Origin of the sequence: Streptomyces sp. NRRL S-1813, from assembly GCF_000719605.1 — a bacterium.
GTDB lineage: Bacteria > Actinomycetota > Actinomycetes > Streptomycetales > Streptomycetaceae > Streptomyces > Streptomyces decoyicus.
Genome location: NZ_JOHB01000016.1, coordinates 51,915 through 65,306, shown reverse-complemented (window position 1 = coordinate 65,306; position 13,392 = coordinate 51,915). Strand labels below are relative to the sequence as shown.

Sequence of the window (13,392 nt, the reverse complement as noted above, 5' to 3'; positions counted from 1 at the left end):
CAGGCAATCAGTTCGAAGGTCAGTGTCGTTGGGACCGTACGGAGAGTGGGTGAACGGAAAGTGAACTGGGCCGGGCGCAGTGGTGACACCCCCGCAGTGTTCACGCGGAGGCGTCTCAGACGTCACTCCCGCATCACCCGTTGGCCAACTGCATACGCTGTGCCGGCGCCCCGTACAGGCGGCCCGGCTGTCGTCGCCGTACCTGGACGACGCTAGCGGACGAGCGGCGCACGACGCCCCAACTCCGGCCAAGCATTCGTAATCGGGCAGATAGCCCTAAATGGCGGATACCGGCCGGGAGGGCCCCCGGCGTACAGTGCCCCGGCCCGCTCGTACGGTGTCGCGCACCACATCCGCTTTTCGCCGCACCGCGCCGGAGGACCCATGAAGGACCACGCCGACCGCCTCGCCGAAGCCTGGGGCGAACTGGTCGCCACCGCCCGCAGAACCGTCGCCGACGGCCTGGTCGTCGGCACTTCGGGCAATGTGTCACGCCGCATCAAGGACCTGGTCCTGGTCACCCCCAGCGGCGTCCCCTACGACCGGCTCGGGCCCGGCGACACCACCGCGGTCGACCTCGAAGGACGCCAGATCATCGGCACGCTCCGGCCGACCAGCGAACTCCCGATGCATCTGGCGGTCTACCGCAGCACCACGGCCACCGCCGTCGTCCACACCCACGCCCCGTACGCCACCGCCGTCTCGACCCTGGTCCCCGAACTCCCGCCGGTCCACTACATGACCGCGGCGCTCGGCGGCCCCGTACGGGTCGCCCCCTATGCCCTGTACGGCAGCGACGAGCTCGCCGCGCACATGCTCGACGCGCTCCGCGACCGCACCGGCTGCCTGTTGCAGAACCACGGCACCCTCACCTGCGGCGACAGCCTCGACCAGGCACTGGACCGCACCGCCCAGCTGGAGTGGATGTGCCGGGTATGGCTCACCGCGAGCTCCGTACCGGGTCATACGCCGAGCCTGTTGTCGGCCGGTCAGCTCGACGCGGCCGCCGCGCAGCTGCGCGGCTACGGCCCGCAGGGCTGACGGCCTGCCCAGGGCCTGTCTGCAAAGCCCCGTCGTCCGCCCGCAGGGCGGTGGCCCGGCCCCCGGCGCCGCCTCGCCGGTCACCCGCCCGTCTGCGCCAAGTGGCCGCCTCCGGCACCGCTGCGCACACTGGTGAGGTGCGCCTGGTTACCGCGGCGGCCGTGGCCGCCACCACCGTGATCGGTGCCGGGGCGGCCGCCGTGGCGGTCGGCCGGTACGCCAGCGACATTGCCCTGAAACCATCGCCCGACGACCCCTTCCCGGGCGACTCCCGTCTCACCGTGCACTCCGCCACCGAGGAGCGCATCGCCCTCACCCGCAGTCTGGCGTCCCTGCGCCCCGGCACCTACGGGCTCACCGGCTCCGGCTGCCATGCGGTGATCGGCGACGTCATCCACGGCGTCCCGCACCCCGCCGATGCGGTCGTACGCCGCCTGGTGCGGGTCACGCACGGCATCCTCAAACCGGGCAACCGGATGCGACTCACCCCGCAGGTGCACCTCGGCAACCCCCGTGACGCCCTCGGCCTCGACTGCGCCGACGTCGACATCCCCGGTGAACTCGACACCCTCCCGGCATGGTTCCTCCCCGGCGTACGCGACACCTGGGTCATCACCGCACACGGGCTGGGCACCACCCGCGAACACCCCATGGTGCTCATGCCGTTCCTGCACCGCCACCAGCTGCCCGTCCTCGACCTGGGCTACCGCAACGACATCGGTGGCCCGCGCACCGCCGACGGCATCAGCCACCTCGGCGACAGCGAGTGGCGCGACCTGGACGCGGCGATCCGCTACGCGGTCCGCTACGGCGCCCAGGACGTCGTCCTCCACGGCTGGTCCACCGGCGCGACCATGGCGCTGCGCGCCGCCGCCCACTCCGCGCTGCGCGCCCGGATCAGCGGCCTGGTCCTGGACTCCCCGGTCCTCGACCGCAACGCCACCATCCGCGCGCTGGCCACCGCCCGGCGCGTCCCGCGCGCCCTGCTGCCGCTGGTCGTACGCGCCGCGGAGGGCTCCACGGGGGTGCCCCTCGACCGGCCCGCCGACGCCGTCGACCCGGACGTGCTGAACGTCCCCATCCTGCTTTTCCACGGCCCGGACGACATGATCGCCCCCTGGACGGCCTCCCGCTCCCTCGCCGCCCGCCGCGCCGACCTGATCACTCTTCAACCGGTCCCGCACGCACCGCACGCCGCGATGTGGAACGCCGATCCGCCGAGCTACGAAGAGGCCCTGCGGCGCTTCCTCACCCCGCTCATGTAGCTTCCGGGCCGGGGCTGCCCCGGCCCGGAAGCAGGGCGGTAACCGGGGCCCACCGGACCGCTGCCGTCCCGCCGGGAGCCGCCGCCCCGATGACGCGTGGCCATACGGGGGGACAACTCCCCTCATCAGGGATGGGTCGGCAAGGTGGCGCGGCCCCGGAAGATCGCAAGCCGGGTTCCGATTGGGCTTTCGGGCCGACAGCGGCAACACTGCTCCTGTGACGTCCCGTACCCCGCGCGACTCCCGGCTCCGACTCGTCCCCCGTCAACCGGTTGCGGCCGCCCGCCAGGCGGTGACAACCCGGACCAAGCGTCCGGCGCCCCGCCCGCCCGAGGGCACGCCGCCGCCCGCGGAACTGGCCCGGCAGGCCCGTGCCGTACTGGCCGGCGCGGCGCGCCTCGCCCGCTGGGCCGACGGTGCCGCCCTGCGTGCCGGCCCGGACGGGGCGCTGCCGAAGGCCGCGGCGGAACGTGCCGCCGAGGCCCTGGGTCTGACGCCGCAGCAGGTCCGGGCCGACTGGGACCGGGCCCGGCTCGCCGGACTCGTCGAACTCCATGACGGCCTCGCCCGCCCCGGCTGGCGGCTGCGCGCCTGGGACCGCGACGACACGGCCGTGCTGCGCGGCTGGGTCGCGCTCTTCGACGCCTGGTCGCTGGCCCGCCCCGCACCGCCCGGCGCCGGCCCCGCCATAGTCGCCGAAGTCGTCGAGGCGCTGCCGCAGTTGCTGTCCCTGCTGCATCTGTCGGCCGGCCCGGTCCGGCTGCCGCAGCTGCTCGACATGCTGGACCAGCGCGTCGCCGAGCTGCGGACGGAACGCTGCGAGGTCCCCTACGGCCAGGACCCGGCCCCGGGCAGCACGGACGATGCCGCGGTGGCGGCCGACGACGCCGCGGGGGCGTCGCTGGCCGAACTGCTGGGCTGGGCGCTGAACGCGCTGCTGACCGTCGGCGCGCTGGTGCCGCCGGACGGTGCGCACGACGGCGGCTACGCGGCCGCCCATGACGCGTCCGAGGCGCAGCTGACGCCGCTCGGCAACTGGTCGGTGTGGGTCAAGCTGGAGCAGATCTGTGTCGCCGCGCAGGGCCCGGCCGGCCATATCGAACAGTCCGCGGAGGCGATGCTGCGCGGCTGCGCCCGGCTCACCCCCGGCCCGGCCCGCGCCGAATACCGCGCCTGGCTCGCCGCCCGCTCCGTCGGCGCCGCCGTCGAGGAGCTGCTGACCGTGGCCCGCGGTGAGGACGCGCTGCTGCGCGGCCTGGCCTTCGAGGCGCTGCGGGCGGTCGGCGCCCCGGCCGAGCCCGCCGTGCGGGCCGCGGCCGACGAGCCGGGCCTGCGGCCGTACGCCCTGCTGTGGCTGGTCGAACACGAGGGCGGCGACCCGGAGACGGCGCCCGATGTGCTCACCCGCGAGGAGTCGACCTGGCTGTGGGTGGACACCGCGGCGGCCGTCGCCGACCACGGCGAGACCCAACTGCTGGTGCGGCACCTCGATTCGGCGGTCCAGGGCTCGGTGCCGCGCCTCCTGGCGGAGGTACGCGCCATCGGACACCCCCGTACCGTCCAGGTGCTGGTGGCGCTGGCCGCGGCCCACCCCGATCCGGCGCTCGCCAAGGCCGTCCGGCGTGCGGCGTTCCAGGTCCACACGGGCGGCGTCTGAGCGTCGCGCCGGGCGGCGGGGAAACCCTTCCCGCGGCGCGGACCGCGGCGTCCTCATGAGACCTGCCTCACAGTCTCGCGGCAGGTCCGGTGCGGCGTCCGCCACCGCTTCGCCCCGCCCGCCGCAGCTCGGTGCGCCCTGGCGCGGAATGCGGTGAACGGGCGGCCGCGCGGCGCACCCCAGGGGCCGGGCGCCGTCGGCCGTCGCCCGGAAAAGTATTTGCACAGGGCCGTTAGACTGCCTCCCATGGCAGTTCTCCCTTGGGTTCATTAGACGGCGCAGCCCGCTCTCGGACCGTCCGTCCAATCCGCCGTCTTCCTGCCCTGGAGCTTTTTCCGTGATCACCGCCTCCGGCCTCGAGCTGCGCGCCGGCGCCCGCATCCTCATCGAGTCCGCTTCCTTCCGTATCGCCAAGGGCGACCGCATCGGCCTGGTCGGCCGCAACGGCGCCGGCAAGACCACCCTCACCAAGGTGCTGGCGGGCGAGGGCATCCCCGCCGCCGGCACGGTCACCCGCTCCGGCGACGTCGGCTATCTGCCGCAGGACCCGCGCACCGGCGACCTGGACGTGCTCGCCCGCGACGGCATCCTGTCCGCCCGTGATCTGGACTCCGTGCTCCGCAAGATGCGCGAGAACGAGGACCGGATGGCCAACGGCAAGGGCGCCACCCGCGACAAGGCGATGAAGAAGTACGAGCGCCTGGAGACCGAGTTCCTGACCAAGGGCGGATACGCAGCCGAGGCGGAGGCCGCGACCATCGCCGCCAGCCTCGGTCTGCCCGACCGCATCCTCGGCCAGCCCCTCCATACGCTCTCCGGCGGTCAGCGCCGCCGCGTCGAGCTGGCCCGGATCCTCTTCTCGGACTCCGACACCCTGCTGCTCGACGAGCCGACCAACCACCTCGACGCGGACTCGATCGTCTGGCTGCGCGACTACCTCAAGACCTACCGCGGCGGCTTCATCGTGATCTCGCACGATGTCGACCTGGTCGAGACCGTCGTGAACAAGGTGTTCTACCTCGACGCCAACCGCTCGAACATCGACATCTACAACATGGGCTGGAAGCTCTACCAGCAGCAGCGCGAGGCCGACGAGAAGCGCCGCAAGCGCGAGCGGCAGAACGCCGAGAAGAAGGCCGCGGCCCTCAACAGCCAGGCCGACAAGATGCGGGCCAAGGCCACCAAGACCGTCGCCGCGCAGAACATGGCCAAGCGCGCCGACAAGCTGCTCGCCGGCCTGGAGGCGGTGCGCGCCTCGGACAAGGTCGCCAAGCTGCGCTTCCCGGACCCGGCGCCGTGCGGCAAGACCCCGCTCACCGCCGAGGGCCTGTCGAAGTCCTACGGCTCCCTGGAGATCTTCACCGACGTCGACCTGGCCATCGACAAGGGCTCCCGGGTCGTCATCCTCGGCCTGAACGGTGCAGGCAAGACCACCCTGCTGCGCCTGCTGGCGGGTGTCGAGACGCCGGACACCGGCGAGGTCCGCCCCGGGCACGGCCTCAAGCTCGGCTACTACGCCCAGGAGCACGAGACCCTGGACCCGGACCGCACGGTCCTGGAGAACATGCGCTCGGCCGCCCCGGACATGGACCTGGTCGCCATCCGCAAGACGCTGGGTTCCTTCCTCTTCTCCGGCGACGACGTCGACAAGCCCGCCGGGGTGCTCTCCGGCGGCGAGAAGACCCGCCTCGCCCTGGCGACGCTGGTCGTCTCGTCCGCCAATGTGCTGCTGCTCGACGAGCCCACCAACAACCTCGACCCGGCCAGCCGCGAGGAGATCCTCGGCGCGCTGCACACCTTCACGGGCGCGGTGGTCCTGGTGTCGCACGACGAGGGCGCGGTGGACGCGCTGGAGCCGGAGCGCATCATCCTGCTGCCCGACGGCGTCGAGGACCTGTGGGGCCAGGACTACGCGGACCTGGTCGCGCTGGCCTGATCACGGCGGATGGATCATGCCGTATGGATCATTCGGCCGATGTGTGATCCATCATCTGAGTGAGAACGGCTCGTACACCGGCGAGTCTGCGGCATACGGCCGGGTCCTTGGGGCCCGGCCGTCACCATTTCGGCGGCACGCCCCCTGACCTGCCGCTTCTTGCGAAAAGTCGGCCTCGGACGGTCTTCCGACGGTGCGGAATGGGGGATTCCGGCCCTCGTGAGCGGACGCCGGGCGGCAAAGGATGTCGTACTGACCTTGCGGAATGGGTGGCCAGGAAGCCGGGGAGGGGTGATCATGAGAGTCCAGAGCGCACTTCCCACGAGGAGGCACGGGTGGCCGAGACTCTGAAGAAGGGCAGCCGGGTAACCGGCGCCGCGCGCGAGAAGCTCGCGGCAGACCTGAAGAAGAAGTACGACTCCGGTGCGAGCATCCGGGCGCTGGCCGAGGAAACCGGCCGCTCCTACGGATTCGTGCACCGGATGCTCAGCGAATCCGGTGTGGTCCTGCGCGGTCGTGGCGGAGCCACTAGGGGCAAGAAGGCCGCATCGGCCTGACGGCTGCGATTCCGGGTGCAGCGGTGTCCCCCCGGTCGGCCGAGCAGCCGGCCGGGAGGTTACCGTTCGGTCACTTACGCACGCAGGTGCGGCTGGCTGACTCGGAGGCGCTCATGACTCTGCTCGACAAGGACGGTGTGCGACTCACCGTTGACGGTGCGATCGCCACAGTGACCCTCGCCAACGGGGCGAAGCGCAATGCGCAGTCGCCGGCCATGTGGCGGGCGCTCGCCGAGGCGGGTTCGCTGCTGCCCGGAACGGTGCGGGTCGCCGTGCTGCGTGGTGAGGGCCAGTCCTTCTCCGCGGGCCTCGACCGTCAGGCGTTCACGCCCGAAGGCTTCGACGGCGAGCCGTCGTTCATCGATCTGGCGCGCGGTACGGACAGCGAGCTGGATGCCACGATCGCCGAGTACCAGGAAGCGTTCACCTGGTGGCGGCGCAATGATCTGGTGTCCATCGCCGCCGTGCAGGGCCATGCCATCGGCGCGGGCTTCCAGCTCGCCCTGGCCTGCGATCTGCGGGTGGTCGCGCCGGACGTCCAGTTCGCCATGCGCGAGACCAGCCTGGGACTCGTACCGGACCTGACCGGTACCCACCCCCTGGTCGGGCTGGTGGGCTACGCCCGGGCGCTGGAGATCTGCGCCACCGGGCGCTTTGTGCATGCAGAGGAGGCCGAGCGGATCGGCCTCGCCAACCTCGTGGTGCCCGCGGACGAACTCGATGCCGCGGTGACCGACCTGGCCGCCGCGCTCACCGCCCCGCCGCGTGACGCCGTCATCGAGACCAAGGCCCTGCTGGCCGGTGCCGCGGGCCGTACGTACGAGGAGCAGCGACGCGCCGAACGGGCCGCCCAGGCGCGCCGGCTGCGCGACCTCGCGGGCGTGGGGGAATAGCGCCCGGCGCACCCCGGCACTGACGGGCGTCCCCGGCCGGGGACGCCCGTCATTCCTGTTCCACGGCGGTGACCAGCACGGCAACCGTCGACGGCGCCGCCGGTGTGGCCGCCACCGCCCGCCGCACCGCGCACGAGACATCCAGTGCCCGATAGCCGGGCGCGGTCGCCAGCTGGATCAGCACATGCCCGTCACTGAACCGCAGCGGACGGGACAGCCCGCCGAGCACCGGCGCCAGCCGGGCCACACCCGCAACGTCCCGTGCGACGGCGGCGACCCCCGCCGGGCCCTCCCGTGTCGCACCCGTCCGGTCGCCCGTCGCGGGGGTGGCCGAGGGGCCTCCCGTAGGGGCGGCCGGTGGCGGTGCCGCGGCGGCCTCGTCCCCTTCCAGTAGCCCGCTGACCCGCAGATCCACCACGCCCACCACCAGCCCCAGCTCCCGGACCGCCGCCTCCAGCAGCGCGGTGCGCACCTGGTCGGCAAGGGCGGGCAGCGGCCGGTCGGCGACCGCGGTGAAGTCCGCCTCGATCCGCAGCGGGCCGGGCGGCAGTGCGCTCGGCGGTGCCGGCACCGTGGGCTCGGGGGCATGGGCGGGGTCGGCGACGGACAGCCGCAGTGTGCCGATGCGGACACCGGCCGGCGTCCCGGCGGCCGCCCGCAGCGCCCCGGCGGCCGCCTGCTCGGTGATCCATGAACCGTCCGCGGGTCCGCCGAGCGGCAGCACCCGGCCGATCCCGAGCTGAGCCCGCACCGTCTGTGCCAACTGGTTCGCGGCCACCGCGTCACCCCTTTCCCGGCAGGTCCCCGGACCTGTTCCCGGACACATCCCGGACAACTCCCCCAGACTGCCGCACACCGGCCCGCACGGCAGGGCGGTGTGCCGGACGGCGCCGTAGGGAGCACTCCGCTGCCGCACCCCCGGAGCGAACCGGATAAAACGGACCTACTGTGGGCAACGGAGCGGGCGGACCGCTTCTCCTCGCGGAAAGGGACGTACGGCCATGAGCGAGAGCCAGCAGCATGCGGAGGGACCCCGGACTCCCGCCAAGCGGGGTGGCGGCGACCCCGCGACCCGCGGGCGGACCACCATCGCCGACGGTGTCGTGGAGAAGATCGCCGGTCTGGCGGCCCGGGACGTCGTCGGCGTGCATGCCATGGGCAGCGGTCTCGCCCGTACGCTCGGCGCCGTACGCGACCGGGTGCCCGGCGGCGGCAGGTCGGCGAACGCGACCCGAGGGGTCAAGGCCGAGGTCGGCGAGGTGCAGACCGCGCTGGACCTGGAGATCGTGGTCGACTACGGCGTCGCCATCGCCGATATCGCGCGCTCCGTCCGGGAGAACGTCATCTCCGCCGTGGAGCGGATGACGGGCCTGGAGGTCGTCGAGGTCAATATCGCGGTCAGCGACGTCAAGCTGCCCGACGAGGAAGATGAAGAAGAGGGAGCGGAGCCCCGGCTCCAGTGACCGGGCCCGTCCACGAAGGGGTAGCGAAGGAGCGCACGATGAACATGGCCTTGGCCGGCCTCTTGGCCGGAATGGCGCTGGGCTTCGCCGGATACTTCGGCGGTTTTGGGGCCTTCGTGCTGGTGGCGGCGCTGGGCGCCGTCGGCTTCGTGGTCGGCAGATTGCTGGACGGGGATCTCCAGGCCGGTGAATTCTTCCATCCGCGCAGCGACCGCGACGACCGGCGGCGGTGAAGCCGGGTGGCGACGGTGTCCCCGGCCGCCGCTGCCGCCGGCGTGGCAGCGGGTGAGCGCGGCCAGACCAGAATCGCGGACCGGGTGGTGGCGAAGATCGCCGCGCAGGCGGCCCGGGAGGCACTGCGCGGCCAGTCCCCGCACGCCTCCACGGACGCGCATGCGACGGTGACGGTGCACCGGCGCGAGGATCGCGGGCAGTTCGGCGAGGCACGGGTGCGGATCGCCGTGGAGCTGGGCTACCCCTCCGACATCGGCGCACAGTGCCGGGTGGTGCGCCGTCAGGTCGCCGAGCGCGTGAAGGCGTTGGCGAGCATGGAGGTCCCCGAGGTCGCGGTGGAGGTCGAACGGCTGCACTCCCCGCTGCTGGAGGGTACGCGCGGGAGGGTGCGATGAGCGACGACGATGCGGAGCTGCCGGACACCCGGCGGCTGCCCACCCTCGACAAAACGCCGGACGCACCGGCCGGGACGGCGCCGTCCGCCCCGGACACGGCCGCCACGAGCACCGCGGACGACGACCGGACCGGGCGCTTCTGGTCGGACCGGCGCGTTCCGGCCACGGTGGTCGCACTGCTGCTGCTGGCCGCCGCGGGCCTGCTGCTCTACGACGTGGCCGCGGTGCGCGCCGACCGCTCCGCGATGGCCTGGCGCCGGCGGCTCGCCCATGAACTGGCCACCCGTCATCTCGACAACCCCTGGGTGCTGGGCGCCGCCGCGGTCGCGGTGGTGCTCGGTGTCTGGCTGATCGTGCTGGCCGTCACCCCCGGCCTGCGTCAGGTGCTGCCGATGCGGCAAGTGGCGCCGGACGTCCGCTCCGGGCTGGACCGGGCGGCCGCCGCGCTGGTGCTGCGCGACCGTGCCATGGAGGTCGCCGGTGTCCAGTCCGTACGGGTGAAAGTCAGCCGTCGCAAGGCCAAGGCGCACGCCGTCTCCCACTTCCGTGAGCTGGACGAGGTCCGCGCCGACCTCGACGCCGCGCTCGGCGAGGGCCTGCGGCAGCTGGGGCCGGCCCGCCGGCTCGGCCTGACCGTGCACGTCCGGCGCCCGAAGAAGAGGTGAGCGAGCGATGCGCAGGGTCCGCAGAACGATCAACCGGGTACTGCTCGGCCTGACCGGTGTGGTGCTGCTCGGCACCGGCGGCCTGGTGCTGTTCGGCGGCCTCGGCCTGCCCGCGAAATGGCATCTGCACCTGCCCGCCCACTGGCCCTGGTCCCGCCCCGACGACGTGCTTCTCCCCGCGCACCAACGCACCCACTGGACCGGCCAGGGCTGGTTCTGGCCCGTTGTCATCCTCGTACTGGCCGTCTTCGTGCTGCTGGTGCTGTGGTGGCTGCTGACCCAGTTCCGGCGCCACCGGCTGGACGAGATCCTCGTCGACAGCGGAGACGGCGAGGGCGCCCTGCTGCGCGGCCGCGCGCTGAAGGACGTCCTCGCGGCCGAAACGGAGGCGCTGGACGGCGTCGACCGGGCCGGTGTGCTGCTGACCGGCCGCCGGAGCACACCGCGGATCCGGGCCGTGCTGGCCCTCGCCCCGCACGCCGACCCGGGGACCGTGGTCCGGCGTCTGTCGGACGAGGCGCTGGACCGTGCCCGCCGCTCGGCCGGGCTCGACCACCTGCCGGCGGACATCCGGCTGCGCGCGGTCAAGCACCGGCCCGAGCGGGTCAGTTAGGTTCTGGCCGGCCCTGATCCACCGGACAGGAATTACGGCCCGTCCGCCGGACCGCGGCGGGCTCCCCGTCAGAAGCCGTGCAGGGCCCCGCCGTCCACGGGCACCATCACGCCGGTGACATACGACGCGGCCGGCGACAGCAGGAACGCGGCGACCCGGCCGAACTCCTCCGGCTTGCCGTAGCGGCCCAGCGGGATCGACGCGGAGTTGCGGGCGCGGGAGCCCTCCGGGTCGCCGGAGAGCGCGTCGAGCTGGGTCATCCGGTCGGTGGCGATCCGGCCGGGCAGTACGCCGAGGACGCGGATACCGCGCGGGCCCACCTCGTTGGCCAGCGACTTGGCGAAGCCGGCGAGACCGGGGCGGAGCCCGTTGGAGACGGTCAGACCGGGGATCGGCTCCTGCACCGAACCGGACAGCACGAAGCCGATCACGCCGCCCTCCGTCAGCTCGGCGGCGGCCGTACGGGCCAGCCGTACCGCGCCGAGGAAGACCGACTCGAAGGCCGCCCGCCACTGGTCGTCGGTGTTGTCGGCGGCGGTGCCGGGCGGCGGGCCGCCCACACTGATGAGCACTCCGTCCAGGCGGCCGAAGCGTTCCCGGGCCGCGGCCACCAGACGGTCGGCGGCGTCCGGGTCGGCGTTGTCGGCCGCCACGCCCAGGGCGCGTTCGCCGAGCGGGGCGGCGGCCGCGGCCGCGCTCTCCTCGGTGCGTCCGGTGATCACGACATGGGCGCCGTCGGCGACCAGTGCACGGGCGGTGGCGAAGCCGAGGCCCCGGGTCGCCCCGGTGACGATGTACGTCCGGTCGGTGAGTCCAAGATCCATGGCCCTAGTCTGCCTCTGCCCCGTCCCGCAGACCGAAGGCGGTCCCCACCAGGCCGATATGGCTGAACGCCTGCGGATAGTTCCCCAGCTGGCGGCGGGCGGCCGGGTCGTACTCCTCGGAGAGCAGCCCCAGATCGTTGCGCAGGTCCAGCAGCCGCTCGAACATCTCCCGGGCCTCGTGCCGCCGGCCGCTCAGCCGCAGCGCGTCGACGAGCCAGAACGAGCAGGCCAGGAAGGTGCCCTCGTCGCCCGGCAGCCCGTCGACCGAGCCCCCCTCGGTGCTGTAGCGGCGCACCAGTCCGATGGGGGCACCTCCCATGCTGTCGGGGCCATGAGGGACGGTCAGCTCGCGGCGGACGGTGTCGATGGTGCTCACGACCCGCGGGTCGTCGCCCGGCAGAAACCCGACACGGGGGATCAGCAGGGTCGCGGCGTCCAGCTCCCGGGAGCCGTAGAACTGGGTGAAGGTGCCGCGGTCGGCGTCGTAGCCGCGCTCGCACACCTCGCGGTGGACCTCGTCGCGCATCGCCCGCCAGCGCTCCAGGTCCCCGCCGAGTTTCGGGTCCGCCTCGATCGCCCGCACCGCCCGGTCGGCCGCCACCCAGGCCATGACCTTCGAGTGCACGAAGTGCCGACGCGGCCCGCGGATCTCCCACAGCCCCTCGTCGGGGTCGCGCCAGGTGGACTCCAGGTAGTCCACCAGGGCGCGCTGGATGCTCCAGGCGTGTGGCTCCGACGCCAGCCCGGCCGTGCGCGCGATGTGGAAGGAGTCGAGCACCTCTCCGTAGACGTCGAGCTGACGCTGTTCGACGGCCGCGTTGCCGATGCGTACGGGAAGGGAGTCGCAGTATCCGGACAGCCACGGCAGCTCGGTCTCCGGCAGCCGCCGCTCACCGGCCAGCCCGTACATGATCTGAAGGTCGTCGGGGGCGCCGGCCACCGCGCGCAGCAGCCAGTCCCGCCAGGCGCCGGCCTCCTCCAGATATCCGGCGGAGAGCAGGCAGTTCAGGGTGAGGCTGGCGTCGCGCAGCCAGCAGTAGCGGTAGTCCCAGTTGCGTACGCCGCCCAGCTCCTCGGGCAGCGAGGTGGTGGGGGCCGCGACGATGCCGCCGGTGGGCGCGTAGGTGAGTGCCTTCAGGGTGATCAGCGAGCGGATCACGGCCTCGTGGTACGGCCCGTTGTAGCGGCAGCGCGCGGACCAGGTGTGCCAGTCGTCCAGGGTGTCCTGGAGCGCCTCGAACGGGTCGATCTGTTCCGGCCTGGGCTCGTGCGAGGGGTGCCAGGTCAGGACGAACGCGGTGCGCTCGCCGGCAGCGACGGTGAAGTCCGAGCGGGTGCTGAAGTCCTTGCCGTAGGTGGTGCCCTGGGAGGGGGTGCGCAGCCACACGGAGTCCGGCCCGGCGACCGCCACCCGGCTGCCCTCGGCGGCGCGCACCCAGGGCACCGCCCGCCCGTAGTCGAACCGCAGCCGCAGCACCCCGCGCATCTCGACGCTGCCGCTCAGTCCCTCGACGATCCGTACGACATCGGGCTGGCGGTCGCGCTGCGGCATGAAGTCGATGACCCGGACGCTGCCCGTGGAGGTCTCCCACACCGTGTCGAGGATCAGCGATTCACCGCGGTAGGAGCGCTGCGCGCGGGCCTCGGAGGACCGGGGGGACAGCCGCCAGTGGCCGTTGTCCTTGCCGCCGAGGAGCGCGGCGAAACAGGCCCCGGAATCGAAGCGGGGCAGGCACAGCCAGTCGATGGAGCCGTCGCGGCCGACGAGTGCGGCGGTCTGGAGATCGCCGATGAGCGCATAGTCCTCGATATGTGGGTGCACTCAGCGCCTTTTCCCGCCCGGAGGGCG

Annotated in this window: 14 protein-coding genes; 11 read left to right on the top strand and 3 right to left on the bottom strand. The window is 73.0% G+C overall.

From position 1 onward, the window contains the following. Positions 1–384 precede the first annotated feature (384 nt). The 6 genes from IF67_RS0122565 to IF67_RS0122540 all read left to right on the top strand — a co-directional run bounded on the left by IF67_RS0122565 (position 385) and on the right by IF67_RS0122540 (position 7,349). Positions 385–1,041: a class II aldolase/adducin family protein gene (locus tag IF67_RS0122565; protein ID WP_030988401.1), complete on the top strand. Its 657-nt coding sequence runs from the start codon at positions 385–387 to the stop codon at positions 1,039–1,041. Positions 1,042–1,178: 137 nt separating this feature from the next. Beyond that, positions 1,179–2,306, top strand: coding sequence for an alpha/beta hydrolase (locus IF67_RS0122560; protein WP_030988399.1), 1,128 nt, complete (start codon positions 1,179–1,181; stop codon positions 2,304–2,306). Positions 2,307–2,523: 217 nt separating this feature from the next. Further along, complete coding sequence (locus IF67_RS0122555) at positions 2,524–3,963, top strand: hypothetical protein (RefSeq protein ID WP_078889570.1); 1,440 nt, start codon at positions 2,524–2,526, stop codon at positions 3,961–3,963. 337 nt (positions 3,964–4,300) lie between these two features. Next, on the top strand, positions 4,301–5,899 hold the full coding sequence (gene abc-f, locus IF67_RS0122550) for a ribosomal protection-like ABC-F family protein (protein WP_030988396.1): 1,599 nt from the start codon (positions 4,301–4,303) through the stop codon (positions 5,897–5,899). Between the two features lie 335 nt (positions 5,900–6,234). Continuing rightward, positions 6,235–6,456: a helix-turn-helix domain-containing protein gene (locus IF67_RS0122545; protein WP_006606369.1), complete on the top strand. Its 222-nt coding sequence runs from the start codon at positions 6,235–6,237 to the stop codon at positions 6,454–6,456. 113 nt (positions 6,457–6,569) lie between these two features. Continuing rightward, positions 6,570–7,349, top strand: a complete 780-nt coding sequence (locus tag IF67_RS0122540; protein ID WP_030988393.1) for an enoyl-CoA hydratase/isomerase family protein — start codon at positions 6,570–6,572, stop codon at positions 7,347–7,349. Between the two features lie 49 nt (positions 7,350–7,398). Here IF67_RS0122540 and IF67_RS0122535 read toward each other — a convergent pair whose 3' ends face one another. Further along, positions 7,399–8,127: a hypothetical protein gene (locus IF67_RS0122535; protein WP_030988392.1), complete on the bottom strand. Its 729-nt coding sequence runs from the start codon at positions 8,125–8,127 to the stop codon at positions 7,399–7,401. A gap of 223 nt (positions 8,128–8,350) precedes the next feature. On the opposite strand from IF67_RS0122535, the gene IF67_RS0122530 reads away from it, so the two are divergent. From IF67_RS0122530 to amaP, 5 genes are read left to right on the top strand one after another with little or no spacing between them, the layout of a single operon-like run. Next, the gene (locus IF67_RS0122530; protein WP_030988390.1) at positions 8,351–8,812 is read left to right on the top strand and encodes an Asp23/Gls24 family envelope stress response protein; all 462 of its coding nucleotides are present in this window, start codon (positions 8,351–8,353) and stop codon (positions 8,810–8,812) included. 38 nt (positions 8,813–8,850) lie between these two features. Beyond that, positions 8,851–9,045, top strand: coding sequence for a hypothetical protein (locus IF67_RS0122525; RefSeq protein WP_030988388.1), 195 nt, complete (start codon positions 8,851–8,853; stop codon positions 9,043–9,045). 6 nt (positions 9,046–9,051) lie between these two features. Beyond that, positions 9,052–9,441, top strand: a complete 390-nt coding sequence (locus tag IF67_RS0122520; RefSeq protein ID WP_199812768.1) for an Asp23/Gls24 family envelope stress response protein — start codon at positions 9,052–9,054, stop codon at positions 9,439–9,441. After that, entirely contained in the window at positions 9,438–10,106 is a 669-nt protein-coding gene (locus IF67_RS0122515; RefSeq protein ID WP_030988384.1) for a DUF6286 domain-containing protein, read from the top strand. Before IF67_RS0122520 ends, IF67_RS0122515 begins: the two co-directional genes overlap by 4 nt. A gap of 7 nt (positions 10,107–10,113) precedes the next feature. After that, positions 10,114–10,719 carry an alkaline shock response membrane anchor protein AmaP gene (amaP, locus tag IF67_RS0122510; protein ID WP_030988382.1) on the top strand — a complete coding sequence of 202 codons (606 nt, stop codon included), beginning with the start codon at positions 10,114–10,116 and terminating at the stop codon, positions 10,717–10,719. A 68-nt stretch (positions 10,720–10,787) separates the two neighbouring features. Here the strand turns inward: amaP and IF67_RS0122505 are convergent, their stop codons facing one another. Both IF67_RS0122505 and IF67_RS0122500 read right to left on the bottom strand, forming a co-directional pair. Next, entirely contained in the window at positions 10,788–11,543 is a 756-nt protein-coding gene (locus IF67_RS0122505; RefSeq protein ID WP_030988380.1) for an SDR family oxidoreductase, read from the bottom strand. Positions 11,544–11,547: 4 nt separating this feature from the next. Further along, complete coding sequence (locus tag IF67_RS0122500; protein ID WP_030988377.1) at positions 11,548–13,365, bottom strand: glycoside hydrolase family 15 protein; 1,818 nt, start codon at positions 13,363–13,365, stop codon at positions 11,548–11,550. Between the last annotated feature and the right edge of the window lie 27 nt (positions 13,366–13,392).

Bases quoted from the DNA above. Each gene is read 5' to 3' on its own strand.
- amaP (WP_030988382.1), top strand. From the start codon at position 10,114: ATGCGCAGGGTCCGCAGAACGATCAACCGGGTACTGCTCGGCCTGACC.
- IF67_RS0122515 (WP_030988384.1), top strand. From the start codon at position 9,438: ATGAGCGACGACGATGCGGAGCTGCCGGACACCCGGCGGCTGCCCACC.
- IF67_RS0122530 (WP_030988390.1), top strand. From the start codon at position 8,351: ATGAGCGAGAGCCAGCAGCATGCGGAGGGACCCCGGACTCCCGCCAAG.
- IF67_RS0122505 (WP_030988380.1), bottom strand. From the start codon at position 11,543: ATGGATCTTGGACTCACCGACCGGACGTACATCGTCACCGGGGCGACC.
- IF67_RS0122540 (WP_030988393.1), top strand. From the start codon at position 6,570: ATGACTCTGCTCGACAAGGACGGTGTGCGACTCACCGTTGACGGTGCG.
- IF67_RS0122565 (WP_030988401.1), top strand. From the start codon at position 385: ATGAAGGACCACGCCGACCGCCTCGCCGAAGCCTGGGGCGAACTGGTC.
- IF67_RS0122525 (WP_030988388.1), top strand. From the start codon at position 8,851: ATGAACATGGCCTTGGCCGGCCTCTTGGCCGGAATGGCGCTGGGCTTC.